This window comes from Flavobacterium chungangense LMG 26729 (assembly GCF_000735715.2).
GTDB classification, from domain to species: domain Bacteria; phylum Bacteroidota; class Bacteroidia; order Flavobacteriales; family Flavobacteriaceae; genus Flavobacterium; species Flavobacterium chungangense.
This window is the reverse complement of sequence record NZ_JASY01000012.1, coordinates 1-25,409: the sequence shown is the minus strand read 5'-3', so window position 1 is coordinate 25,409 and position 25,409 is coordinate 1. Positions and strand designations below refer to the sequence as shown.

At 34.6% G+C, this 25,409-nt stretch carries 15 protein-coding genes and 1 pseudogene; 9 read left to right on the top strand and 7 right to left on the bottom strand.

The genetic code is table 11. The annotated features are described in order from the left end of the window. Window positions 1-14: 14 nt before the first annotated feature. The 4 genes from JE46_RS17745 to JE46_RS17730 form a co-directional block, all read right to left on the bottom strand. A complete protein-coding gene (locus JE46_RS17745) occupies window positions 15-2,822 on the bottom strand; it encodes a carboxypeptidase-like regulatory domain-containing protein (protein WP_031456626.1) in 2,808 nt (935 codons plus the stop codon). 300 nt (window positions 2,823-3,122) lie between these two features. Beyond that, window positions 3,123-4,973 carry a glutamine--fructose-6-phosphate transaminase (isomerizing) gene (gene glmS / locus JE46_RS17740; protein ID WP_031456625.1) on the bottom strand — a complete coding sequence of 617 codons (1,851 nt, stop codon included), beginning with the start codon at window positions 4,971-4,973 and terminating at the stop codon, window positions 3,123-3,125. A gap of 11 nt (window positions 4,974-4,984) precedes the next feature. Continuing rightward, window positions 4,985-6,691, bottom strand: coding sequence for a DUF4270 domain-containing protein (locus JE46_RS17735; protein WP_031456624.1), 1,707 nt, complete (start codon window positions 6,689-6,691; stop codon window positions 4,985-4,987). 21 nt (window positions 6,692-6,712) lie between these two features. Continuing rightward, window positions 6,713-7,519, bottom strand: a complete 807-nt coding sequence (locus tag JE46_RS17730; RefSeq protein ID WP_031456623.1) for a glycogen/starch synthase — start codon at window positions 7,517-7,519, stop codon at window positions 6,713-6,715. 107 nt (window positions 7,520-7,626) lie between these two features. Between JE46_RS17730 and panC the strand changes: the two genes are divergently transcribed. The 5 genes from panC (at window position 7,627) to JE46_RS17705 (ending at window position 13,503) form a co-directional block, all read left to right on the top strand. Beyond that, entirely contained in the window at window positions 7,627-8,475 is an 849-nt protein-coding gene (panC, locus tag JE46_RS17725) for a pantoate--beta-alanine ligase (RefSeq protein ID WP_031456622.1), read from the top strand. A gap of 14 nt (window positions 8,476-8,489) precedes the next feature. Next, window positions 8,490-8,840 carry an aspartate 1-decarboxylase gene (panD, locus tag JE46_RS17720; RefSeq protein WP_031456621.1) on the top strand — a complete coding sequence of 117 codons (351 nt, stop codon included), beginning with the start codon at window positions 8,490-8,492 and terminating at the stop codon, window positions 8,838-8,840. 164 nt (window positions 8,841-9,004) lie between these two features. Continuing rightward, complete coding sequence (locus JE46_RS17715; protein WP_031456620.1) at window positions 9,005-10,159, top strand: alpha/beta hydrolase; 1,155 nt, start codon at window positions 9,005-9,007, stop codon at window positions 10,157-10,159. Beyond that, window positions 10,159-11,520 (top strand): DNA repair protein RadA, encoded by a 1,362-nt coding sequence (gene radA / locus JE46_RS17710; protein WP_031456619.1) that lies wholly within the window; start codon window positions 10,159-10,161, stop codon window positions 11,518-11,520. Before JE46_RS17715 ends, radA begins: the two co-directional genes overlap by 1 nt. Window positions 11,521-11,538: 18 nt before the next feature. After that, on the top strand, window positions 11,539-13,503 hold the full coding sequence (locus JE46_RS17705; RefSeq protein WP_031456618.1) for a transglycosylase domain-containing protein: 1,965 nt from the start codon (window positions 11,539-11,541) through the stop codon (window positions 13,501-13,503). 22 nt (window positions 13,504-13,525) lie between these two features. Here JE46_RS17705 and JE46_RS17700 read toward each other — a convergent pair whose 3' ends face one another. Then, window positions 13,526-14,275: a LytR/AlgR family response regulator transcription factor gene (locus tag JE46_RS17700; RefSeq protein WP_031456617.1), complete on the bottom strand. Its 750-nt coding sequence runs from the start codon at window positions 14,273-14,275 to the stop codon at window positions 13,526-13,528. Continuing rightward, window positions 14,272-16,083, bottom strand: a complete 1,812-nt coding sequence (locus JE46_RS17695; protein WP_031456616.1) for a tetratricopeptide repeat-containing sensor histidine kinase — start codon at window positions 16,081-16,083, stop codon at window positions 14,272-14,274. The genes JE46_RS17700 and JE46_RS17695 overlap by 4 nt, the downstream gene beginning before the upstream one ends. Window positions 16,084-16,259: 176 nt before the next feature. Here JE46_RS17695 and JE46_RS17690 point away from each other — a divergent pair, with 176 nt between their 5' ends. From JE46_RS17690 to JE46_RS17680, 3 genes are all read left to right on the top strand, one after another. Continuing rightward, window positions 16,260-17,420: a vWA domain-containing protein gene (locus JE46_RS17690; RefSeq protein ID WP_031456615.1), complete on the top strand. Its 1,161-nt coding sequence runs from the start codon at window positions 16,260-16,262 to the stop codon at window positions 17,418-17,420. A gap of 26 nt (window positions 17,421-17,446) precedes the next feature. Then, window positions 17,447-18,070: a murein L,D-transpeptidase catalytic domain-containing protein gene (locus tag JE46_RS17685; protein ID WP_035136784.1), complete on the top strand. Its 624-nt coding sequence runs from the start codon at window positions 17,447-17,449 to the stop codon at window positions 18,068-18,070. 64 nt (window positions 18,071-18,134) lie between these two features. Next, window positions 18,135-19,769 (top strand): DUF4139 domain-containing protein, encoded by a 1,635-nt coding sequence (locus JE46_RS17680; protein ID WP_031456613.1) that lies wholly within the window; start codon window positions 18,135-18,137, stop codon window positions 19,767-19,769. 103 nt (window positions 19,770-19,872) lie between these two features. Here the strand turns inward: JE46_RS17680 and JE46_RS17675 are convergent, their stop codons facing one another. Then, a complete protein-coding gene (locus JE46_RS17675) occupies window positions 19,873-20,910 on the bottom strand; it encodes an aldo/keto reductase (RefSeq protein ID WP_031456612.1) in 1,038 nt (345 codons plus the stop codon). Window positions 20,911-21,465: 555 nt separating this feature from the next. Here JE46_RS17675 and JE46_RS17670 point away from each other — a divergent pair. Next, window positions 21,466-25,409 (top strand): annotated as a pseudogene (locus tag JE46_RS17670) (hypothetical protein); the annotation flags it as partial.

Here is a 25,409-nt window from a genome sequence, read left to right as displayed (position 1 = left end):
ATAATTATTTCTAATTAAGGATTAATTGTCCAGGAAGCAAACACCATCTTTCCAATCATACCCGCACCAACTACCTGAAGATAATCTTTTCCAAAAAGGTTTGTTGCTCCAACCTTGATAACAGATTTTAATTTTGGAATACCATAATTAATCTGAGCGTCAAGAACTGTATTTTCAGGAATCATACCGTCTCCAAAAGATGATTGCCACAGATATTCAGTATTCCATCTTACATTAAGATTAAAGCCTAAATTTTTAGTCAATTTCGCATTTCCAAACGAACCTTTAATTCTGTGTTTAGGGGTGTTAAATCCGGCAACAAAACTTGGATCTTCTGATTGGTCAAAATCAAACTGAGCATAATTATAATTAACTCCTAATTCAAAATCTTTATAGACTTTTTTGGATAAACCAACTCCAAAACCTAAAGATGTAATTTGTGCTGTAGTATTTGTATAAACCTGATACACTCTTCTGTCTCCAAATGCTAATGCCTGATAACTTAACAGAACTGCGGGTGTCGTACCTGTTCCTGCTGTTCCATAATAAGGTGAAATTACTCGGGAAGTATTCATGAAATCATTATAAATATTATAGTATCCATTAATATCTATTGATAAATCATTTTGAACAACTGTACGATATCCGGCTTCAAAGGCTTGTACTTGTTCCGGTTTTACTAATTGAACATTGGCTACTTTAAGATCTGTTACATTTCCTGAAGCAGCAAACGCCTGAACAGATGCTAATGTATACGCATTTTCATATGCATTACGACCAGACATTGGAAGAGTTGCTGGCTGTCCGGCAACAGCTTGGCCTGAAGCACTTACATTTACTGTTTCCTGAAAACGATCTAAGTTTTCGGCTGCAGAACCTATTAATGCAAATGGCCCTAAATCTAAACCAATATATTGATCTTGTGTAGTAGGATTACGGAAACCTGTTTGGTACGAAACTCTAAAATTATGTCTTTTAGATTCACCGGCAGAATATACAAATGATATTCTTGGAGAAAGATTGCCGTCAAAGTTTTGACTTTTATCATAACGCAAAGATCCTGTAAACTTTAATCTATCGTCTAACCATTTTTTTTGCAATTGTGCGTAAGCGCCATATTCTTTATATTCAATTGGACCATCATAATCTGTGAAGATTGTTCCTTCAGAATCCATAACATATTTTCTCCAGGAACCACCGACCTGAATTTCGGCAAATTTGATTAAATCTTTGAAATTATAATTCACATCTGAATGATATAATTTTGAATGATCAATAAATTTAGCACCTTGAGTAAGATCTGGATTGCTGGTTACTGTTGCAAGTGCATTGATGAATTGTGTAGATCCGGGTTCAAATCTTGCAGATCTTGGAGCGCTTGGATTCGCCGGATCTGTATTTGGGACTAATGGTAAACCAGGTGAAACATTATAATCGGCAAAATTTCTTGCATAAACAGCAGCTTCATTGGCATTTAGACCAAGTGCTGCAGAGGATAACTGAAAAGCCGTTCCGTAATCTGTAAACCAGTTTTTATCTGATTTAGCCATCCTGTTTATATTCCAGCCGGCAAATCTCATGTCATATGAGTCTCCGGCATCTTCACTCGTAAAATAAACTCTTGCAAAAAAGTTTTTACCTTTTACCTCAAATTTACCTTGCTGCATTAGGAAATTTTTCAAAGCATATCTATTCGCACCTTGATAAATAGTGTTTCCTGTACCTATTTTATATTGCAAGATAATTTCAGTATCGTCTGCCCAGGGTTTAAAATGCATGCCGAAATCTGCTTTCATACTTTTAACCTTATTATCAGTTAAATCTTGTTCACGATATCCAGTTCTGCTTACTTGTCCAACATTCGGAATAGAAGTTGTAACTTCATCTCCATAAATATTCAAACCATCATAATTTTGATTCATTGCATGTCCTATTGAGCCACCTGTCATGCTTCTGGTATCGGCAGCAATCCATTCTGATGCTTCCATATACGTGAAGTTTGCTTTCATTGCAAAATGTTTGGTAAATGCTTTCGCTGCTCTTATCCCAAAATCATTATAGTCGTTTGTTCCTGCAGCTTTCTGACTAGTCTGTCCGTATTTATAGTAAACACTAATTCCTTCATTTGTAAATGGACTTTTACTATTCATAAACATGATTCCGTTAAAGGCGTTTGCTCCATAAAGTGCAGATGATGCGCCAGGCAAAAGTTCAACACTCGCCACATCGATATCAGAAATACCAATTAAATTTCCTAATACAAAATTTAAAGCGGGTGAAGAATTATCCATTCCATCTACTAATTGCATAAAACGGGTATTTGCAACAGTTGCAAAACCTCTTGTGTTTACAGATTTAAAAGAAATACTGCTTGTGTTAAAATTTACTTCTTTTAAGTTTTCTAAACCATCATAAAAGGTTGCGGCGGTTGTATTTTTGATTTCTTGTATTCCCATTCTTTCAATGGTAACAGGAGATTCGATGACTCTTTCCGGTGTTCTTGATGCCGAAACAACTATTTCATCCAATTTGGTTTCTTCATCTTTTAAAATCACATCTGCTTTTTGATTCAACGAAGTAATGTTGATTGTTTTAGATTCAAAACCAACTGCCGATATTTTGATTGTAAAGGGAGGTTTTGATGGAGTATTTAACTTAAATGTACCGTCAAAATCGGTAGAAGTTCCACTTGAACTTCCAACAACGGTAATATTAGCTCCGGGAATTGATTGTTTGTTGGTATCTGTAACAGTACCACTAATTGTATTCTGCGAAAAAGATAATCCGCTGATAAACAACATTATTAGTAAATATGCTCTCATTGGTTAGTTTATTTGTTAGTTTATATAGCCAAAATACGAATAATTTTGATATTAATAAAAAAACGTTAAAAAAAATTAATATTTATCATAATATTGATGGTTATTCTAACTATTTGATATGGCTATTTATTAGATTTAAATCAAGAAACTAACTCGAATAAAACAAAATAGTATGCATACATAATAATTTTAAGAAAAAAAATGCATTTATCTTAAAAATTCAAGGAAGGATAAAAAAAATTGTCAATAAAAAAAGCGAGATGTAAATCTCGCTTTAAAATTTGTTTGCTTTATTAAAAATTACTCTACCGTAACTGACTTAGCAAGGTTACGGGGCTGATCAACATTGCATCCTCTCATAACAGCAATGTGATACGATAAAAGTTGTAAAGGGATTGTGGTAATTAACGGTGATAATGCATCAGAAGTTTCTGGAATTTCAATTACATAATCTGCTAATTCACGAACCTGAGTGTCGCCTTTAGTGACTACGGCAATGATTTTACCGCTTCTGGATTTGATTTCCTGAATGTTGCTTACAATTTTATCATAATGACCTTGTTTAGGAGCAATTACAATAACTGGCATTTGTTCATCTATTAAAGCAATTGGTCCGTGTTTCATTTCTGCTGCGGGATATCCTTCAGCATGAATATAGGATATCTCTTTAAGTTTCAATGCTCCTTCAAGGGCGACTGGAAAATTATAGCCACGTCCTAAATACAAACAGTTTGGTGCATCTTTAAAGGCTGCTGCAATTTCTTTAGCTCTTTCGTTAGTTTCTAATGCTTCAGCTACTTTTTCAGGAATAACTTCTAATTCTTGTAAATAAGTATGGAAATCGGTATTTGATAAAGTTCCTTTGGCTTTTCCTAATCTTAAGGCAATCATAGTTAAAACTGTGATTTGAGTAGTAAAGGCTTTAGTTGAAGCGACTCCAATTTCAGGTCCGGCGTGTGTATAAGCTCCTGCATGGCTCTCTCTGGAAATTGATGAGCCCACAACATTACAAACGCCAAATACAAAAGCGCCATTTTCTTTTGCTAATTTAATAGCTGCCATTGTATCTGCAGTTTCTCCCGATTGAGAAATAGCAATGACAACGTCATTTTTATTGATAATTGGATTTCTGTATCTAAATTCAGAAGCGTATTCTACTTCTACCGGAATACGGGAGAATTCTTCAAAGATATATTCTGCAACTAAACCTGCATGCCATGAAGTTCCGCATGCTACAATAAGGATACGATTTGCATTTAAGAATTTCTCGATATTGTCTTCAACACCTGCTAATTGAACAATTCCTTTATTTGCATTAAGTCTGCCTCTGTAAGTGTCTTTAATTACGCTTGGCTGTTCGTATATTTCTTTTAGCATAAAATGATCGTATCCGCCTTTTTCAATTTGCTCCAAATTCATTTGAAGTTCCTGGATATAAGGGTCTACTAAAGAATCATCTTTTATTTTTCTGATCTTAAGTGGTTTATGTAACCTGATATTTGCCATTTCGCCATCTTCTAAATATACTGCATTTGAAGTATATTCTATAAATGGGGAAGCGTCAGATGCAATAAAATATTCGCCTTCTCCAACACCAATTGCTAATGGGCTTCCAAGCCTGGCGGCAACAATCTCATCAGGATTTTTTTTATCAAAAACAGCGATAGCATATGCACCTACAACCTGATTCAGAGCAATTTGAACTGCTTTTCCTAATTTTATCTTTTCGTTTTTCTGAACCTCTTCAATTAAGTTAACCAAAACTTCGGTATCCGTATCTGAATGAAAGATATAACCTCTTTTTTTTAATTCTTCTTTTAAAGGAGCGTAATTTTCGATTATTCCATTATGGATAATGGCCAACTCTCCTGAATTAGACAAATGGGGGTGTGAATTTACATCATTAGGAACTCCATGAGTTGCCCAGCGTGTATGACCAATTCCGATAGTTCCGTTGGTTGTGAAATCTGCTTTTGCTTTTTCCTCAAGATCTGAAACTTTTCCTTTTGTTTTACAAAGTTTGATATCTGATTCCTGGTCGTATAGCATTACACCAGCACTATCATATCCTCTGTATTCGAGGCGCTTTAATCCTTTGATGACAATAGGATAAGCCTCTCTGTGACCTATATATCCAACAATTCCACACATATGTTATTTTTTTAATTTGGTTTCGTGTAGTAAATTTTAAGTTTTACTCTTTTAGCATAATTAGGAGCTCCTTCTGGAATATTGCCTCCATATAATACAGTTCCTAAAGGGCTCATTACTGATGCTGTTGGGATCTCTGAAATAGTACTTTCAACAGTTTTATCTAATTTAGATGATGCAGTTATGTCTATGCTTTCAGTAACCACTAAGCCTAATTTTACGTTAGTAACATCAGTATTTTTAATTAAATTTCGAATATGGTTTGTAATTCTTAATTTGTAAGTAGTTCCTCTTTTACTTGTTGCATCTATATTAATCAGGCCATTAAAAACAGTCCTGCTTTTTTTAGCGTCACCATTGAGGCTTGTACTACGATCTGCAGAATAATCTGAAAGGATAGTATTATTTGTTAAATCATATAGATAGATTCTGCCTGGCTCCCTTGCTGCTGTTGTTGGGTCGGTTCCAAATATACTTGCCATTTTTTGTGAATCAATAGTAAAAACTAAATTAGCTTCATTAGCCAGCCATCTTTTAGAGGTAACATTGTTTCTGATTTCGTCTAATTCATCAGGTACACTATTTGGAGTATTTTCCCAATCTCCATTGTCCTTGTACCTTCCCAAGTCAGTTTTGTCAAAAAGTTCAATAACTGCCATTGATCCCTGACCTCCTTTTAAATATAATTTCTCGTCTGGAGTAGCATCGTTTGTAGCAGCACTTGTGTAATAATCATCTGATGTGGGACCACTGTTTTCTTCTTTTAAAAGACTTACCGTATTTCCTGTCAAATTGATAACCAGTGTTTTTGATTCCATTTTATCGCCATCAGTAGTATCAGCTGTTTTTGCTTTGTAAAAAATATTTATTTTTCCATCACTAAACTTCATCATAGCCATTCTGGTTGTAGTTGCAGTAGCAGATTTTTCTACTTTAAAATACAGTCCTCTAAAATAATTTTTAAAAACATCATCAGAAGCTAATTTATTGGCAGGTGCATCAAATATTTTGGCTTTAAAAAAGTCTTTATTTAGATGCAGGCGCATTTCAGGTTTAACTCTTTTAATAATTTCAGCAGCAGTTTCTGTTTTTGGAGTTGTTTCTTTTATCTCTTTTGAGTTAAAAAAGAATTCATCATTTTCAGATTTAGTACTGTTTTCCAAATCATTTAACCTTGGGCCTAATGCTTCAGCTTTTGTTTGAAAATCAGTATTTCTGTCTGTATTGTAAAACCTGCTGATATCATAATTATTAGCATTATAATTGTTCAGGTAAATACCGGATTCGTAAACGCTTAATTTGAGTCTTCCGGTTTCAGGGCCATAAATAGAATCCAGTTCGTAAGTCGTTACTCCTTTGTCATCAATAGATTTGGCAGTACTAAAGTAAGGAATATTTAGGGTTACACTGTCAATAACGGCTCCTTCTCCTAATGTAGGGCCATATGATGCTAATGCAACCTGAGTATTAAAATTGGCTGTAGTTAATCCAAAAACAGGATTGTCATAAATACCCAATGCATTTATTGCTAAATTATTAGACGCTACAGGGGTCACTTTTTGATTGTAAGTATTGACTTTGTAACTTGTTGTGTCTAAATCAAAATTACTGTCACCAATTATATTATCGCCTATGGAATTAAATTCTTTATCGCAAGAATAAAATAGAGCAACTGTTGCTATTAATAGAATTTTCTTAAAAAAAGAAGTGTTATGCATGTTTAATAATAATGTTAAAATTTAAAGCCCCATCGTTCTGTAGAAATTTGTATACGCTTCTGCGAATGCATCTTTCGTGGCGAAAGGTAAAAAAGGTTTTCCTGAAGATTCTATAAATTTTGTTAAACTTGGAGATACATTTTCTGAAGCAATGATTACTGCGTCTGAATGTAAAATGCTTGCTTTTAGGATATTTTCGTAGTTTGGAGTTTCTAAATCTGCAACTGATTCGTGTGGTACTCCATCAAATTTTACCTTATTAATCATTTCCAGATCCAGATTTTCATCAAAGGATTGTCCGTAAACTGAAGTTACAATTTTAGTTTCAGAAAATAAAGCTTCATTTTTATAATAATGTTTCATGTAAATCGGCAGCATAGAAGCAAGCCAACCGTGAACGTGAATAATATCCGGTACCCAGTTTAATTTTTTTACAGTTTCAACAACACCTTTTGCAAAGAAAATTGCTCTTTCATCATTGTCAGGATATAAAACACCCTCTTCGTCGGCAAAAGTTGCTTTTCTTTTAAAATATTCGTCGTTATCAATAAAATAAACCTGAATCCTTTCTTTTGGGATTGAAGCTACTTTGATAATCAGCGGCATGTCTAAGTCATTCACTACCAAATTCATCCCTGAAAGCCTGATTACTTCGTGTAATTGATGTCTTCTTTCGTTAATGTTTCCATATCTTGGCATGAAAATTCTTATTTGTCCGCCCTGATCATTAATCATTTTAGGTACGTCATAAGACATTAATGAAACCTCATTTTCAGCCAAATAAGGCACGACTTCAGATGATACATATAATATCCTCTTATCTTTCATAATAGTATTTTACTTAATTTTTGGTAATAAAAACGTTGCAAAATTACAAAAATTTATGCAGTTTATAACTAATATATTATGTTTGCACAAATTTTAATAATACCGCCATGCATATCTTCTACGGCAAAGTAGCCCTGATAGCTTATTTAAAAACTATCAAAACCACAAATTCTACCGTAGGATTTGTACCAACAATGGGCGCTTTGCACCAAGGGCATTTGGCTTTAATGCAACGTTCTCTTAAAGAAAACAATGATACTGTTGTAAGTATTTTTGTAAATCCTACACAATTTAACAATCCTGAAGATCTTGAAAAATATCCCCGTACGCTTGAAGAAGATGTAAAAAAAATGCGTGGGTTAAGTGATAAAATTATTTTATACGCGCCTTCTGTAGATGATATTTATGAAGGAAATACAATGTCACAATCGTTTGATTTTGATGGGTTGGAAAACCAGATGGAAGGAAAATTCAGACCAGGACATTTTAACGGTGTGGGAACTATTGTTAAACGTCTGTTTGAAATTGTTTCGCCAACGAATGCTTATTTCGGCGAGAAAGATTTTCAGCAATTGCAGATTGTAAAAAAAATGGTTGAAAAACATAATTTGTCTGTGAATGTAGTAGGCTGCCCTATTTTTAGAGAAGAAAATCAATTGGCAATGAGTTCGCGTAATGAAAGATTAACTCCGGAAGAACGAAAAGAAGCAGCTATTATTTATAAAACTTTAACTGAAGCAAAAGAAGTATTCAGGACAAAAAGCCCTCAGGAAACAATTGAATTTGTCGAGAATTCTTTTAGAAACAATGAAAGATTTGAACTGGAATATTTTGTAATTGCTGACGAATCGACATTATTACCTGTCGAAGATAAAATTAAAGATAAAAATTACCGCGCATTTATAGCGGTATTTGTTAATTCTATAAGACTGATTGACACCATTTCATTAAATTAATTTACCTTTGCACCATGCAAATTCAAGTTATAAAATCAAAAATTCATCGTGTTAAAGTAACCGGCGCCGATTTAAATTATATTGGCAGTATTACTATCGATGAAACCTTACTGGATGCCTCAAATATTATTGAAGGTGAAAAAGTATCTATTGTAAACATTAATAATGGAGAACGTTTTGAAACTTATGCTATAAAAGGCGAGAGAAACTCAGGTGAAATTACACTGAATGGCCCTGCTGCCAGAAAAGTTCAAAAAGACGATATCATCATTATCATATCCTATGCAACCCTGGAATTTGAAGAAGCAAAAACCTTCAAACCATGGATTGTTTTTCCAAATGAAAATGACAATTCGCTAACCTAAAACCTTTCCGTTTTACTATTTTTTTTATTTGTCAAATTTATTTTGAACAAAGCAGATTTCTTTTGTCTTAAATTTCTTTTCTTTTTAAAATCACAGTTTACAAAAAAAGCAAATAAAGTATTATATTGCCACCTTATTTTAATGCTTTTTAATTATCCCAAATCATGAAAAAAGTTTACTTATTTTTTATTTTAATCTCTATTTCTGCTTTTTCACAAAAAACATTCGATAATATTAAATCAGAAAAACTGGGTACAGAGAGAAGGATAACTATAGGACTTCCTGCGTCCTATGAAACAAGTCCTTCAAAAAAATATCCTGTTTTATATTTACTGGACGGAGATTATTTATTCGATCCTTTTTTAGGAGCAATAAATTACGGTATCTATTGGGATGATTTACCGGAAATGATTGTTATCGGGATTCATCAGAATCATGATGGAGAACGCTTTGATGATTCTACCATAGACCAAAATGTAGGTGTGCCATTTGAAAAAGGGGCAGAGTTTTATGAATTTATCGGAGCAGAATTACTTCCATATATTGAAAAAAAATACCGTACTGCACCTTTCAAAATTATTGCCGGTCATGATATAACGGCAAGTTATATAAACTTTTTTTTATACAAAGACAGACCGCTTTTTAACGGATATATTTGTTTAAGCCCTGAACTTGCACCAAAAATGGAGGTTCGTATAGCAGAGAAATTTGCTCAGGTAAAAGAACCTTTCTTTTATTATTTGTCGGCAGGCGAAGGAGATATAAAAAAGATAAAAGAGCCAATTGAAAAATTAGACAGCAATATTAAAGTTGCCAATAATCCGTTGGTAAGCTACAAATATGATTTGTTTAAAAATGCAACACACTATACAGAAGTTTTACATTCGATTCCAAGTGCCTTATATCATATTTTTGAAGTTTACAGGCCTATTAATTCTGCTGAATTTAAAGATAAAATTGCTGTACTGAAGTCGGGTTATGCGGATTATCTGGATAATAAGTACAATACAATGTCAGAAGTTTTAGGAGTTGATATTCCGGTTAGAATGAACGACTTTAAGGTTATTGAGAATCTTATTCTGAAAAACAATGCTTACGATGAATTAGGAAAAATGGCAGAAATTGCCAACGTTGATTACCCAAGGGCAATGTTGGGTGAATATGAATTAGGATTGATGCATGAAAAAATGGGTGAACCAAAAAGAGCATCAAAAAGATATCAAAATGCTTCGCAAATGGAGCCGATTGGCGAGTTGACCAGAGATATGATGTATGAGAAAATTGATGAAATGAATACGCTTGCAAAAAAAACAAAATAATGTCTAAAGTTAAAACTTCCTTCTTTTGTCAAAATTGCGGAACACAATATGCTAAATGGCAAGGACAGTGTAATGCTTGTAAAGAATGGAATACAATTGCAGAGGAAATTATTCAGAAGCAGGAAAAAGTAGCCTGGAAAAGTGAACCAACTTCGACCGGAAAAGCACCACGGCCTTTAAAAATCACCGAAATTGATTCAGCTCAGGAAGTTCGAATGGACACAACTGATGGCGAATTGAACCGTGTTTTGGGTGGAGGAATCGTTCCCGGATCTTTAACGCTTTTAGGTGGAGAACCCGGAATTGGAAAAAGTACCCTTTTGCTGCAGATTTCATTAAAATTACCTTATAAAACTTTGTATGTTTCCGGCGAGGAAAGTCAGAAACAAATAAAGATGCGTGCCGAAAGAATTACGCCAGATAGCGATAATTGCTATATTCTGACGGAAACCAAAACACAAAATATTTTCAAACAGATTGAAGCCATTCAGCCTGAAATTGTCATTATTGACTCCATACAAACTTTACATACAGATTACATTGAATCAACTGCGGGAAGTATTTCTCAAATCAGGGAAACTACTGCCGAATTAATCAAATTTGCAAAAGAAACCAATATTCCGGTTATCTTGATCGGGCATATTACCAAAGACGGTAACATTGCCGGACCAAAAATCCTGGAACATATGGTGGATACCGTTTTGCAATTTGAAGGCGATCGAAACCATGTGTACCGAATTTTACGTTCGCTAAAAAACCGTTTTGGTTCAACGGCCGAATTAGGTATTTACGAAATGTTAGGAAGCGGTTTGAGGGAAGTAAGCAATCCATCCGAAATATTGATTTCACATAAAGACGAAGAAATGTCCGGAACCGCAATTGCTACAACCATGGAAGGCATGCGTCCTTTGATGATTGAAATACAATCTCTGGTTAGCACAGCTGTTTACGGAACGCCACAGCGTAGTACAACTGGTTATAATGCTAAGAGACTAAATATGATTTTGGCTGTTCTTGAAAAAAGGGCGGGATTTCGTTTAGGTGCGAAAGATGTTTTTCTAAACGTGACCGGTGGAATTTCTGTTGATGATCCGGCAATTGATTTAGCTGTTGTGGCTGCCATTTTATCCTCAAATGAAGATATTCCCGTAACAAAAGGTTTTTGTTTTGCGGGAGAAGTTGGCCTTTCCGGAGAAATTCGCCCTGTTAATCGTGTAGATCAGCGTATTCAGGAAGCTGAAAAATTAGGCTTCAATACTATCTTTGTATCCAAATACAACAAAATTGCCTTAAAAAATACAGGAATCAAAATTGAACTTGTAGCTAAAATTGAAGATGTGGCCAGTTTTCTGTTTGGCTAATTTTTATAAAACTTACTTATGAAATTTTCAAAGCAAAAAACTTTCAAAGTCTTAAAAATACTTATTGTAGTATTGATACTGCTCTGTATTGCACTTTACTCTTTTCGTAACTCGCTTTTAAAACAAGTTATTGCCAAAGTAACGCACAAAATGGCGGTTGATTACAATAGTGATTTTTCAATAAAAGAAGCTTCTTTTGATGGTTTGTCAGGAATTCAATTTACCGATATTGTTTTAGTTCCAAAAAATGCTGACACTCTTTTCAATATTAAAAAAGTAGAAACGACCATCAGCCTGAGTAATTTGCTGATTGGTGATGTACAGTTAGGAACTTTAAAAATCAATGATGGTTACGTTCAATTGGTTAAAAAAGGAAAAATCAGAAATTTTGATGCCTTTTTGAAAAAAAATGATACAGAAGAAACATCAGATGAAAAACGTAAATACGCTGACATTGCTTATCGCATCATTACAAAATTACTGAATCTGGTTCCAACCGATATGAAACTGGAAAATCTTGATTTTAAAATTGATGATAATGGAAAAAAAGCCACGATTGCTATCAATAAATTGGTTTTAGACAATAAACAGCTCACAACGAATTTACATGTTCAAAGTAAGAATTTTGACCAGCGATGGAATATAAAAGGTTTTGCAGACCCGAGAAATAAAAAGGCTGATATTCGTTTTTTTAATCTGGATACAGGAGCCATCAGGGTTCCTTATTTAGATGAACGCTATAATTTAAAGGCAAGCTTTGATTCGATACGTTTAAACGTTGCCAATATCGATAAAGACGGTAGCGAATTGCATATTGACGGTTACACTTCTATCGCCAATTTAAAAATTAATCATCCAAAAATTGCCAGTAAAGACGTTGTAATAAAAAATGCCCGATTTGATTATCGCTTTTTGTTGGGATCAGATTTTATTTCGATTGACAGCACTTCAACGATGCAGCTCAACAAAATAAAAGTAAAACCGTACGTTTCATATAATACGGAATCGGATACGGTTTATACCTTAAAAGTTGATATTCCAAAAATGAAGGCACAGGATTTTATCGTATCCTTACCTGACGGATTGTTTACGCATTTTCAGGGAATGGAAGCGACCGGAAACTTCGATTATAAACTGGATTTTAAATTCAATAAAAACAAACCAAATACTTTAGTTTTCGACAGTAAACTCAATAAAGAAAACCTGAGGATTACCAAATACGGAGAAGCAAACCTGAACAAACTAAATGGAGAGTTTGTGTATCGTGCCATTATTCAAAATGTTTTACAGCGCCCTGTTTTGGTAGGAAATGCGAATCCGAATTACACACCTTTGGATCAAATTTCGCCTTATTTGCAAAAATGTGTATTGACTACTGAAGATCCATCTTTCTTTTCGCATCGCGGATTCATCAACGAAGCTTTCAAACAGTCTATTCTAAAGAATATCAGAACGAAAAAATTCTCTCGTGGCGCCAGTACGATTAGCATGCAATTGATTAAAAATGTTTTCCTGACGCGTGAAAAGACACTTTCGCGAAAGCTGGAAGAAATTCTATTGGTTTATATTTTAGAAAATAACCGAATTGTAAGCAAGGAAAGAATGCTTGAAGTTTATTTCAATATTATTGAATGGGGACCAAATGTTTACGGAATTGGAGAAGCAAGCCAGTTTTATTTCCAGAAAAGCCCTGCAAATCTTAGCGTAGATGAATGTTTATATTTGGCAACTATTATTCCGAAGCCTAGAAAATTCATGTATCAGTTTAATGATGAAGGAAACCTGAAAGATTATGCACTACAAAACCAAAAATTCTTAAAGAATTTAATGTTCCGTCGTGGTCTTTTAATTCCGGAGGATACACTTGGTCAATTGCCGGTGTACATTTCAGGAAATGCGCGTTCATTAATCAAAATCAAAGTGCCGGATTCAACTGCGGTTCCTGTTGATTCTTTATCGATAAATGATGAATTTGATCTTTAAAATTTCTGCCTTTGTGGCAACACTATTTAAAATTCTTGAGAAAATCTTCTTTGTAAGTTGGAGAAACCTCAATTTCAGAATCATCATTAAGGGTAATAATACCGCCTTTGTTATACGATTTAACGCAATTCATATTGATGATATGCGATTTGTGAACGCGTATAAAAGGCAAAGGCAAAATTTCTGAAAAGTGTTTTAAAAACCGGCAGACCATTTTTTTGTTTCCGTTATTCAAATACAAATCAGTGAAATTCCCGTTTCCGCGCAGGCGAACGATTTCTTCCATTTTTACGACTTCAAATCCTTCCAGAGTGGGCAGAATAACCTGTTGTTTTTCAGGTTTAGATTCGTGGAAATTCTCAACAATAATTTTATTTCGGTTAAAGATTTCATGATTCATGATTTGGTGATGAACCTTGTTTACTGCCACAATTAATTCTTCAATAGATATAGGCTTTAGTAAATAATAAGCCGCACTTTGGTTCAGGGCTTTTAAAGAATATTCAGAAAAAGCAGTTACAAATATGGTTTCGAATTGTAAATCTTTACAGGCTTCCAGAACATCAAAAGCATTCCCAAATGGCATTTCGACATCAAGGAAAACCAATTGTGGCTGTATTTCATGCAAAAGCGGAACGGCTTCATTTATATTCTGTGCTTCTCCCACGACTTCAACTTGCGGGCAATATTTGCTCAGGTAATTTTTGAGTACTTCGCGTGCTGCGAGTTCATCTTCTACAATTACACTTTTTATTTTTTGAAAAGTCATCATATCCTGTCAATTAACGGAAAAACAATTTCAACTATAGTTCCGGATTCCGGCGATTCTTTCTCTTTTATTGCAAAAGAAATATTCTTTTTATACAATTCATTCAGCAAACTGATTCGCTCTTTTGTATTGTTGAGGCCTCGTGATTCATGTACTTTCTGATTACTGGTTTTGAGTTCCTGACTTTTGGTTAAACCAATTCCGTTATCCTCAATAACTACAATTACTTTTTCGTTGTAATACTGAAATTGAAGATGTAAAAATCCTTTTTTATCTAAGTAACGCAAGCCATGCCAAATCGCATTTTCTAAATGCGGCTGAATAATCATATTGGGTACAAAAACACTTTCGGTATCCAGATCTTTATCAACCGTAATTTTAAAATCAAATTTATCCTGAAAACGCAAATGTTCCAGGTCTAAGTATTTTTTTAACTGCTCGACTTCTTTATCCAGTATAATGAAATCCTTATTGGAGTTTTCCATCATATCCCGCATCAAAGTAGAGTAGGAAGTAAGATATTTGTTGGCTTCGAGTTCTTTGTTTTCAGAAATAAACTGATTGACGCTGTTGAGACTATTAAAAATAAAGTGCGGATTCATTTCACGTCGTAATGATTGCAAAGCAATTTCCTTGTTCTTTGTTTTGATCGAAAAAAGCGATTTTACAATAAAAAGGAACAGAAGTAAAAGCAAGATAACAGATCCTATTAAAAAATAATTGAAGGTGTTTTTCTTCGTAATTAATTCATCTTTAAGAGACTTTTCTTTTTCAAGCTGACGAATTTTACCTTCTGTAATCTGGAACTTTTTAGTATTAATCAAAGATGTGTCTGATTGGATTAACTGATCGAAATTTTGAAGAAATTCGTCATACAATGCGATGCTTTCTTTTTCATTTCCCTCGGTTTTGTAATATTTCACCAATTCTGATAAGGTTCTTTTTGCTTCCGTTGAATTTCCTTTTTTTGATGCCAGATCATACGCTTCTTTCAGAGAGACAAGTGCTTTGTTTGGTTCTTCTTTTTTAAAATAAAGAGAAGCCAGCGATTGTAATTGTTTTATTTGGGTATTAAAATCCTGTTTCGTTACAGCTTCTGCCAAAAGCTTTTCGTTGATGCCAATTGCTTTTTCAAACTGATTGTCTGAGGCATATACATTTGCTATTTCATTTTTAAGATTGATAACAGCTTCGGGTTTGTCTTTTGCATAAGCAATTGCTTTTTTGTAGCTTTCTATGGCAACCTTTTTATCTTTTAATTCTAATGAATTTTGGGCTTTCTGTACATAAGCTTCTGTAACTTCCTTGCTTTTGTTTTCCTTTTTGAGCAATTCGATATTCGAGTCTACATAATTGGTCTGGCTGGCGGGATTGGCGTTATTACGTAAACGATTGGCATCGTTTAAATTGATTTTTTCTTCAGAAACATCTTTTGCCAATGAACCGGCGACTTCATAATTTTTAATTGCCGAATCAAAGTTCTTCTGGTTTTCCTGAGTTTTGGCTAAACTTCGTGTTACACGGGTTTTATCTTCGGTGAGTTTTAGTTTGGTATAACTGTTTAATGCCCTTTTAAAATATTCCTCGGCTTTGGCATTGTCACCTTTATTTAAAAATTCGTTGGCCAGATTTTCGTAATTCCGTGCAATTTGATCTTCATCATTTACATCCAGCGATTTTTCCAGACTCTTCGTAATTTTGCTCATTTTGCTAGATGGAGCCGCTTTCTTTTTAGCAAGGGAATCCTGTGCGGTTATTCCAATAGGAATCAGCAGTAATGTGTATAAAATGATACTAATTATTCGTTGCATTCTTTGTTTTTCAACAAAACCGCAAAGGTTTCAGTTAATATTGTAAAGTAAAGTATTTTAAACTCCTTTTACAACTTGTTTTACCAAGTCAAAATACCGTTTCACCATTTCTTCAAAAAACGAGGATTTTAAGTTTTTAAGTTTGATCTGTAATCAACCAATTAAAACTAGAAATTATGAAATCTAAATTTTTTATCCCCGCCCTTTTTGCTGTTATAGTTTCTTTAGTAAGCTGTAATTCATCCCATGCAAATCCAAAAAAAGATATTAGAACTAAAAAAACAGTCACAACCGAAAATACAAAAATTCAGGTCGCCCTTTTATTGGATACCTCCAGCAGTATGGACGGATTAATTGATCAGGCAAAATCAAGGCTTTGGAATATCGTCAATACATTGACAACATTAAAATATGAAGGGAATGCTCCGGATATCGAAATTGCTTTGTATGAATACGGAAATGACGGATTATCAAAAGAATCAAATTACATCCGACAAATAACACCGCTTTCGACAGATTTGGATTTGATTTCAGAAAAACTATTTGCTTTAAGAACCAATGGCGGTAATGAATATTGCGGAGCCGTTATTCAGGATGCCACTAAACAATTAAAATGGGCGAGAGAAAAGAGCAATATGAAACTCATTTACATTGCCGGCAACGAAGATTTTAATCAGGGAGGCATCAATTACAAAGAAGCAATCAGTGATGCTTTAAAGAATGATATTTATGTAAATACCATTTTCTGTGGTGACAAGACCACGGGAATAAACATCTACTGGAAAGATGGAGCTGATCACGGAAAAGGAAAATATTTTAATATCGATTCGAATGAGTCCGTACGATATATTGCTACTCCATATGATGAAGAAATTTCAAAATGTGATGAAAAAATCAACAAAACCTATATTAATTATGGTTCAAAAGGTCATGAGAAAAAAATGAACCAGGCAGTTCAGGATCAAAATGCAAAAAAGGTTTCGAATGCAAATTATACAGATCGTGCGGTAAGTAAATCTAAAGCGGTTTATAAAAATCAAAGCTGGGATCTGGTTGATAGAGTTAAAGATGATGCTACAGCAATTTCAAAATTAAAGAAAGAAGAACTGCCAACAGAGCTTCAAAACAAATCGTCAGAAGAGATAAAAACTTTTGTAGCTCAAAAATCGAAAGAAAGAGAAACCATTCAAAAAGAAATTAGCGTCTTGGCGAAAAAGCGTCAGGAATATATAGATGCAGAGTCTAAGAAAAGTAAAAAACAGGATGATTTAGGTAATGCAATCAATACATCAATACTGGGTTTTGCAAAGGTGAAAGGTTATACAGTTGAAAAATAGCATATTCTAAAGCCAATCTGTAAAATATGAAAAAGAATATTTTCATCTTGCTTTTAATCGGAATTTTTGGCGTGAGTTTTGCATGCAGAAATAATAACGAAAAGACTTTAAAAGCCGTAAAGGCAAAACCGGTTTATTCCTATGAAGAGAATCTAAAAAAGGAGGTAGCTGTTATAAGGAGATTTTTGGGGAAATCTTCTAAATACAATTCAGATGTTGCCTTCTTTTTAGATATGAAGATAGAATCAGGAAAAAACCGGTTTTTTATTTACGATTTAAAATCTAATAAAATAACGAATAAAGGTTTGGTGGCTCATGGTTCCGGTTCAGAAACAGGAATTCCCGGAAAACTAACATTCAGTAATGTAAAGAATTCTAATTGCAGTTCCTTAGGTAAATATGCGATTGGAGGTTCTTATTCAGGAAGTTTTGGAAAAGCTTATAAATTATACGGTTTAGAGAAAACAAACAGTAATGCTTTTGACCGAAATATTGTCTTTCATAAATATGCTGATGTTCCTTTTGATGAACAGCCTTATCCAATCTGCAACAGTCTGGGTTGTCCAATGGTGAATGAAAAGTTTTTTGGAGTTATGGAAAAACTTATTGATAACTCAAAAAAGAAAATCATTCTTGTGATATACTATTAAATCAATCCATTTTGGGATATTTGTAATCTGTATCTTTCAAAAAAATAACTTAAAAACCTAACGAATGATTAAAAAACAAATCATAGTTCTATTACTACTGATTGGCACTTTTGCTTTTGCGCAAAAACCAATTTTTACAACAGCCAAAGTAAAATCAGCGACTGTATATTTTAATGCCGCTGAATTATCTCAAACCGCAAATGTTACTCTGCCTGCAGGTGCAAGTGAAATCGTTATCAAGAATGTTGCTGTGAATTTAAATGAAAATTCAATTCAAATAGGCGCACCGGCGAATCTAACGGTTCTTTCGGTTCAGTTTACCAATAATTATATTTCTGAGTATGATATTGATTCCAAATCTCCGGCGTTAAAAATTGTGAGAGACAGTATCGTTTTGGTTCAGAAGGAAATTTTGAAGGTGACTAATTTCATTAATTCAGAAAATAAAACGATTCAGCTTTTAGACAAAAACCAACAGATTTCAGGTGTAAATTCAGGTTTGAATGTAACCGAATTAATGAAAATGGTTGATTATTATAAAAATAAGCAAGTTGAGATTGCCAACAATATCAATACGCTTTCAGAGAAACAGCAAAAACTGAATGAGCTTCTGAAAAAACTCAACAACAAACTCGAAGTGAATGCTACTAAAGAAGAAAAGACCTCTTCTGGGAAATTAGTTTTACAGGTAATGAATCAAACAGCAGGAATAATTCCGTTTGACATTTCGTATTTGACCAATAATGCAACCTGGACTCCTTTTTATGATTTACGTGCTGAAAGTGTTACTTCGCCAATTAATATGATGTATAAAGGACAAGTGGTTCAAAACACCGGAATTGACTGGAAAAAAGTAAAACTGACTTTGTCAAGTGGTATTCCAAATCAAAACAATCAGGCTCCAATATTAAGTTCCTGGTTTCTGGCAAATCAGGTTTACAATGATGCAGTTGTTGTTGGTTATGGAATGAGTACAAGGAATCAGCTGCAGGGAAGTCTTTTCAAAAAAGAATCAGAAGAGAAATTGATGGAATCAGCTGCTCCTGTAATGATGGAATCATCCATTTCAAATTATACAACTGTCGCAGAAAACCAGCTTAATATTTCTTTTGATATTGATATTCCGTATGATATTTCATCAAATGGAAAAGTACACAGCGTTTCATTAAAAGAAATAAAACTGCCTGCTTCGTATAAATATTATTCGGTTCCGAAAGTTGAAAGTGAAGCATTTTTGCTAGCTGAAATTGCCGATTACAGCAAATACAATTTACTTCGCGGTGAAGCCAATATAATTTTTGAAGGGATGTATGTAGGTAAAACTTTTATCGAACCCAACCAAACAGGTGATACTTTAAACCTGAGTATGGGCCGCGATAAAAAAGTGTCAATAAAAAGAGAAAAGGTAGCTGACAAATCAGGAACTAAATTTTTGTCGGCTAAAAAAGAACAAACTTTTACTTTTGATATTACGGTTAGAAATAACAAAAAAGAGGCAGTTGAATTATTGTTGAAAGATCAATATCCGTTAAGCACGAATAAAGACATTGAGATAGAATTGCTGCAAAGCGACGGTGCAAAAGTAAATACTGAAACCGGAATACTTACCTGGCAATTACAACTGAATGCCAATGAAAACAAGAAATTCAGAATTAGCTATAGGGTAAAATATCCTAAAGATCAGGTTTTGAATTTATAACAGAATAGACTTGAAATACAAATTCCACAAATTTTCACGGACTCATCTGTGTTAATTTGTGGAATTTATTTGATTAAAAGTCTTTGTAACTCTGACTTTGAAATTACGGGGCCGGATCCGGAATAATAGTCTGAACTTCATCAATCTCAGCTAATATCTCTTTCGAAAGCGTTATATCTACAGTTGCAATATTTTCTTTTAATTGTTCGATGGTTGTAGCACCAATAATGGCACTTGTTAAAAAAGGCTGCTGTAATACAAAACCTAAAGCCAGTTCGGTTAAAGTCAATCCGTGTTTGTGAGCAATTTCCTGATATAAACGAGTGGCCTGAGTGCTTTCTTCGCTATTATAACGTTTGTATTGAGGGAAAAGATTGATTCTCGCTTTTGGGTGAGGCTCTCCGGTTAAGAACTTACCAGATAAAACTCCAAAAGCTAACGGAGAATAAGCCAGCAATCCCACATTTTCATGAATGGAAACTTCTGCAGATCCTATCTCGAAAAGGCGATTCAATAAATTATACGGATTTTGAATTGTCTTAATTCTTGGAAGATTTTGGTATTTGCTTTCTTCAAGAAAACGCATCATTCCCCACGCATTTTCATTGGAAACTCCAAGATGTTTTATCTTACCTTCTTTGATTAGACTATCAAAAGTTTCCAGAACTTCCCTGAAATTATCTTCCCAGGCTTCATCCTGAACTTTAAATCCGCGCTGTCCAAAACAATTGGTTTTACGCTCCGGCCAATGCAGTTGGTACAAATCAATATAATCTGTCTGCAGGCGTTTTAAGCTATTCTCTAAAGCATATTTAATACTCGCAGGTGAGAAATCTAATTTCTCACGCATATATCCAAAATTAGGATTTGGTCCGGCAATTTTAGAAGCCAAAATAACTTTGTCACGATTTCCTGTTTTTTTAAACCAGGTACCGATAATTCTCTCAGTGCTTCCATAAGTTTCTTCACGACCCGGAACTGAATACATTTCGGCTGTATCAAAAAAGTTGATGCCATTTTCAAATGCATAATCCATTTGCTGATGACCTTCTGCTTCTGAATTTTGTTCGCCAAAAGTCATAGTTCCCAGACAAACTTTACTCACTTTTATATCGGTATTGGGCAGGGTAGTATATTTCATATTTTGTGGTATTGCAATATTTTCTCAAAGATACAACCGTATTTTTTAAATGAAAAAGTTACAAGAGTTAAAAAACACTTAAGCATTTTTATGAAAACTCAATGGTTTGATTTATAGAAATCTAACTTTTTTGCTTCTTTTTTTTATAAAAAATCATTGAGGATTGAAAATCAGATGTTTTATGTTTTTTTATGTAGTAATAAGACTACTTATACCTGTAGCTAATGTAATTTTTATTGTAGGCAAATACACCGTATTCTTACTTTTTTTATTTCAAAATATGTCGCTCATCGACTAATAATGTTTTTCATCTAAAAGGTCTGAAATTTCATAAAAAACCTGATTTTACAAGCTAATTTTGTTTCATATTCTAATCGAAAATTGATTGAAAAAATTAAATCCTTCCTAGGGGTTTTTACGTAGGTATAAGGAAATACAAAATCTTACACACATTCGATTTTGATGCTGCTGAAATAAGGTAGTAATGTTAGAAAATAATCAACAAAATTTAGTTATTAAAAACTATTCTTTTATAAGAATTTAAAAATTTTTTTTATGAAGAAAATTTTACTTATTCTGTTAGTGGGTCTGTTTCAAAATTTCATTTTTGGCGCCACTATTACGAGTACAGGAACAGGTGGAAACTGGAACGCTGGTGCTTCTTGGGTTGGTGGTATTGTACCAACTTCAGCAGATGATGTGGTTATTGCTAGTGGAGCTACAATTACGGTAGATGGATCGAGGTCAGCAAAAACTATTGATATTAGAGGAATTTTATTATTTAATGCAAACAATACGAGCATTAATCTGCCAACAAATGGTACTATACGTATTGTGTCTCCTGGAAAAGTTGACAATATTGGTTGTACAAATAACATGGAAATAAATATTGGAGGTGTTAAGTATGCTGCTTGCCAAGGAAATGGTAATAGTCCATATACTTTTTCAACTCTTAATCAATCAGGTGGAAATTGTCCAACAACAGCAGGGACTTTGTCGGGGAATCAATATATTTGTGCATATGGTTCAAAAACTACGACTTTTTCTTCCACAGTTCCTGGAGGAACTTGGTCCAGTAGTAATACAGCAGTAGCTACTGTAAATGCATCTTCAGGTTTAATAACAAGTATTGATAATTCATCAGGGGTTGTAACAATAACTTACACAGTAGGAGGTACAGGTGGTTGTACACAATATACAGCAACTAGAACTGTTTATGTTGCAAATGGACAAGCCGGAAGTTTAGGACAAATATCATATAATGGTACTCCTTATCCAAACTCACCTAGCCCTCCCTTGGTTTTATGTAAAGGATCTACAAGTTTAACGTTTAGTATACCTGGAATTCCAAATGTTTCAGGTTATATCTGGAAAGGAGATTCTTCATGGATTATTACCCCATCAGCTGATGGATTATCAGCAGTAGTTACTTTTCCGTCAAATGCAAATCAAAACAATATTGAAGTATATGCTAAAAACGGATGTACTGATTTTGGTAGACAGTCATATATTTATATTACTTTGAGTGGTCCATCAAATACTGCACCAACGATAACAAGTCAGCCTTCAACTGCAACGCAAACTACTTGTTTGAATGGAACCGTTAGCTCTCTGTCGGTAACAGCTTCTGGATTTAGTAGTTATACTTATCAATGGTATAGTAATACAACATCAAGTAATTCTGGTGGAACTCTAATAGCTGGAGCAACATCACAAAGTTATACACCGTTAACTACGACTGCAGGGACATTATATTATTATTGTGTTGTTGGTGGAGCGTGTTCTCCAACAGTTAATAGTGCAGTTTCAGGACAAATTAAAGTTAATGCGGTACCTACTGCTACAGCAGGAGGTCCAGATAATTTATGTAGATCAGCTTCACCTGCAGCTATCACTTTAACAGGAGCAAGTGTTGGAGGAAGTGCTACAACTGGTGCATGGTCAATATCAAGTGGTGGCGGTGTTTTAAGTAGTACATTACAAACAGCAACACCAGCAACTGTAACATATACTCCGGCAGCAAATTATACAGGAACAGTAACTTTAGTTCTCACCTCTAATGCAGGAACAGGATGTACAGCAGTTACTTCAAATAGAACTATAAATGTAAATGCTACGCCAACGTTAACAATAACCAATCCGACGCCTGTCTGCTCACCAGGTACTGTTGATTTAACTGCGTCGGCAGTTACAGCAGGATCAACGTCTGGTTTGACCTATACATACTGGACAAATGCCGGAGCAACGACTGCTTATGGAACTCCTACGGCAGCGACAGCGGGAACGTACTATATAAAAGGAACTAACGCAGCAGGCTGTTTTGCAATTTCGCCTGTAACAGTTACAGTAAATGCTACGCCAACGGTAATAATAACCAATCCAACGCCTGTCTGCTCACCAAGTACTGTTGATTTAACTGCGTCGGCAGTTACAGCAGGATCAACGTCTGGTTTGACCTATACATACTGGACAAATGCCGGAGCAACAACTGCTTATGGAACTCCTACAGCAGCAACAGCTGGAACCTACTACATAAAAGGAACTACCGCAGCAGGCTGTTTTTCAATTTCGCCGGTAACAGTTACGGTAAATCCAACTCCAACAGTAACAATAACTAATCCAACGCCTGTCTGCTCACCAAGTACTGTTGATCTAACTGCTGCAGCGATTACAGCTGGTTCAACAGCTGGTTTGACCTATACATACTGGACAAATGCCGGAGCAACAACTGCTTATGGAACTCCTACAGTAGCAACAGCGGGAACCTACTACATAAAAGGAACTACTGCAGCGGGCTGTTTTGCAATTTCCCCTGTAACAGTTACAGTAAATGCAAATTTAACAGCAAGTGTTTCAATTGCAGCGTCCCCAACAGGAACAATATGTTCAGGAACTTCTGTAACTTTTACTGCTACAGCTACAAATTCGGGAACTACTCCAGTTTATCAATGGAAAGTCAATGGAGTTGATGCAGGAACAAATTCCTCAACATTTACATCGACTACTTTATCAAATGGTGATGTGGTAAGAGTAATTATGACATCAAATGCAAGTCCATGTTTAACTGGAAGTCCTGCTACATCAAACGCTGTAACAATGGCGGTAAACCCAAGGCCAACTCCAACATTTACAACTCCTGCTCTGGCTCAAACTTGTGCGGGTCCACATATGACTTATACCACACAGCAAGGACAATCCAATTATGTGTGGACTGTTTCGGGAGTTCGTGATACAGATTATATAATTCGAGGGCAAGGTACTTCTACAGATAATTATATTGTAATCGAATGGTTAACTGCAGGTTCTAAAACAGTTACAGTTAATTATAATAATTCAAATGGCTGTAATGGTGCAGCAGCAGTATACGCTACAAATGTGACTGTTATTGACAGAGGACAGGTAAACGGAGGAAGAGAAAATTTATGTAAAAGCGATCCATTGCCAACTTTGACATTACATAGTATTGCAGGAAATGCAGTTCCTTATACTGTTGATCCGTCATTGGTTGTAAAATGGCAGTATAATGATGATATTAATAATTCAGCAGCTACCTGGTTTGATATTCCAGATCCTCAAAATGTTATGAATAATGTAACTTATACGCCTCAGGCATTTCCAGGAGCTTTTAGAACTTACAGGGTTTTATTGCAAAACGGTTCTTGTACTGAAGAGTCTATAGAATCAAGAATTAGAATACTTGCTTTTAACGCTCCAACTTTAGGTACAACAACTTATCCTACTTGTTCAGTTTCAACAGGTAGTGTAGTTTTAAATAATTTGCCATCAGGAAACTGGACAATAAATCAAATAGGAACTGTAGCGGCAGCCTATACTAATGTTGTTCCAAATACTACTAGTTATACTATTACAGGATTAGCAACGGGTAGTTATACTTTTACAGTTAGTGAAGGAAGCTGTACTTCAGACGCTTCTTTGACTTTAAATATGAGTCAGGCAGTCAATACCTGGGACGGTACAAAATGGTCAAAAACAGGAGACACTACTCTGCCAGTAGCAGATGATAAAATTGTTTTTGAAGGTAATTATACGTTATCAACCAATTTGACTGGTTGTAGCTGTACGGTAAATACCGGAAATGTTGTAGTGAATTCAGGTATCACGCTTACAATTACTAATGCTGTAATTGTTAATGGAGGAACATTGACATTTGAAAACAATGCGAGTTTAATGCAAACGACCAATGCTGTAAATTCAGGAGCTATTATTTACAAGCGAACTTCATTTCCGATGAAGAATTTCGATGCTACTTATTGGTCATCACCTGTAGTTGGACAAACCTTGGTTGGTTTATCTCCTAACACTTTGTCAGATAAGTATATTGCCTATTACGACAGTGCCTGGAAAACAGAAGCCCGTACCAATGTAATGAAACCAGGAATTGGTTACGCTATCAGGGTTCCTAAACCTAATTATTGGCCTATACCAACGGCTCCTACTTATGCCCAGCCTGTTGAGTTTAAAGGAGTGCCTAATAATGG

Bases quoted from the DNA above. Each gene is read 5' to 3' on its own strand.
- JE46_RS17745 (WP_031456626.1), bottom strand. From the start codon at position 2,822: ATGAGAGCATATTTACTAATAATGTTGTTTATCAGCGGATTATCTTTT.
- glmS (WP_031456625.1), bottom strand. From the start codon at position 4,973: ATGTGTGGAATTGTTGGATATATAGGTCACAGAGAGGCTTATCCTATT.
- JE46_RS17735 (WP_031456624.1), bottom strand. From the start codon at position 6,691: ATGCATAACACTTCTTTTTTTAAGAAAATTCTATTAATAGCAACAGTT.
- JE46_RS17730 (WP_031456623.1), bottom strand. From the start codon at position 7,519: ATGAAAGATAAGAGGATATTATATGTATCATCTGAAGTCGTGCCTTAT.
- panC (WP_031456622.1), top strand. From the start codon at position 7,627: ATGCATATCTTCTACGGCAAAGTAGCCCTGATAGCTTATTTAAAAACT.
- panD (WP_031456621.1), top strand. From the start codon at position 8,490: ATGCAAATTCAAGTTATAAAATCAAAAATTCATCGTGTTAAAGTAACC.
- JE46_RS17715 (WP_031456620.1), top strand. From the start codon at position 9,005: ATGAAAAAAGTTTACTTATTTTTTATTTTAATCTCTATTTCTGCTTTT.
- radA (WP_031456619.1), top strand. From the start codon at position 10,159: ATGTCTAAAGTTAAAACTTCCTTCTTTTGTCAAAATTGCGGAACACAA.
- JE46_RS17705 (WP_031456618.1), top strand. From the start codon at position 11,539: ATGAAATTTTCAAAGCAAAAAACTTTCAAAGTCTTAAAAATACTTATT.
- JE46_RS17700 (WP_031456617.1), bottom strand. From the start codon at position 14,275: ATGATGACTTTTCAAAAAATAAAAAGTGTAATTGTAGAAGATGAACTC.
- JE46_RS17695 (WP_031456616.1), bottom strand. From the start codon at position 16,083: ATGCAACGAATAATTAGTATCATTTTATACACATTACTGCTGATTCCT.
- JE46_RS17690 (WP_031456615.1), top strand. From the start codon at position 16,260: ATGAAATCTAAATTTTTTATCCCCGCCCTTTTTGCTGTTATAGTTTCT.
- JE46_RS17685 (WP_035136784.1), top strand. From the start codon at position 17,447: ATGAAAAAGAATATTTTCATCTTGCTTTTAATCGGAATTTTTGGCGTG.
- JE46_RS17680 (WP_031456613.1), top strand. From the start codon at position 18,135: ATGATTAAAAAACAAATCATAGTTCTATTACTACTGATTGGCACTTTT.
- JE46_RS17675 (WP_031456612.1), bottom strand. From the start codon at position 20,910: ATGAAATATACTACCCTGCCCAATACCGATATAAAAGTGAGTAAAGTT.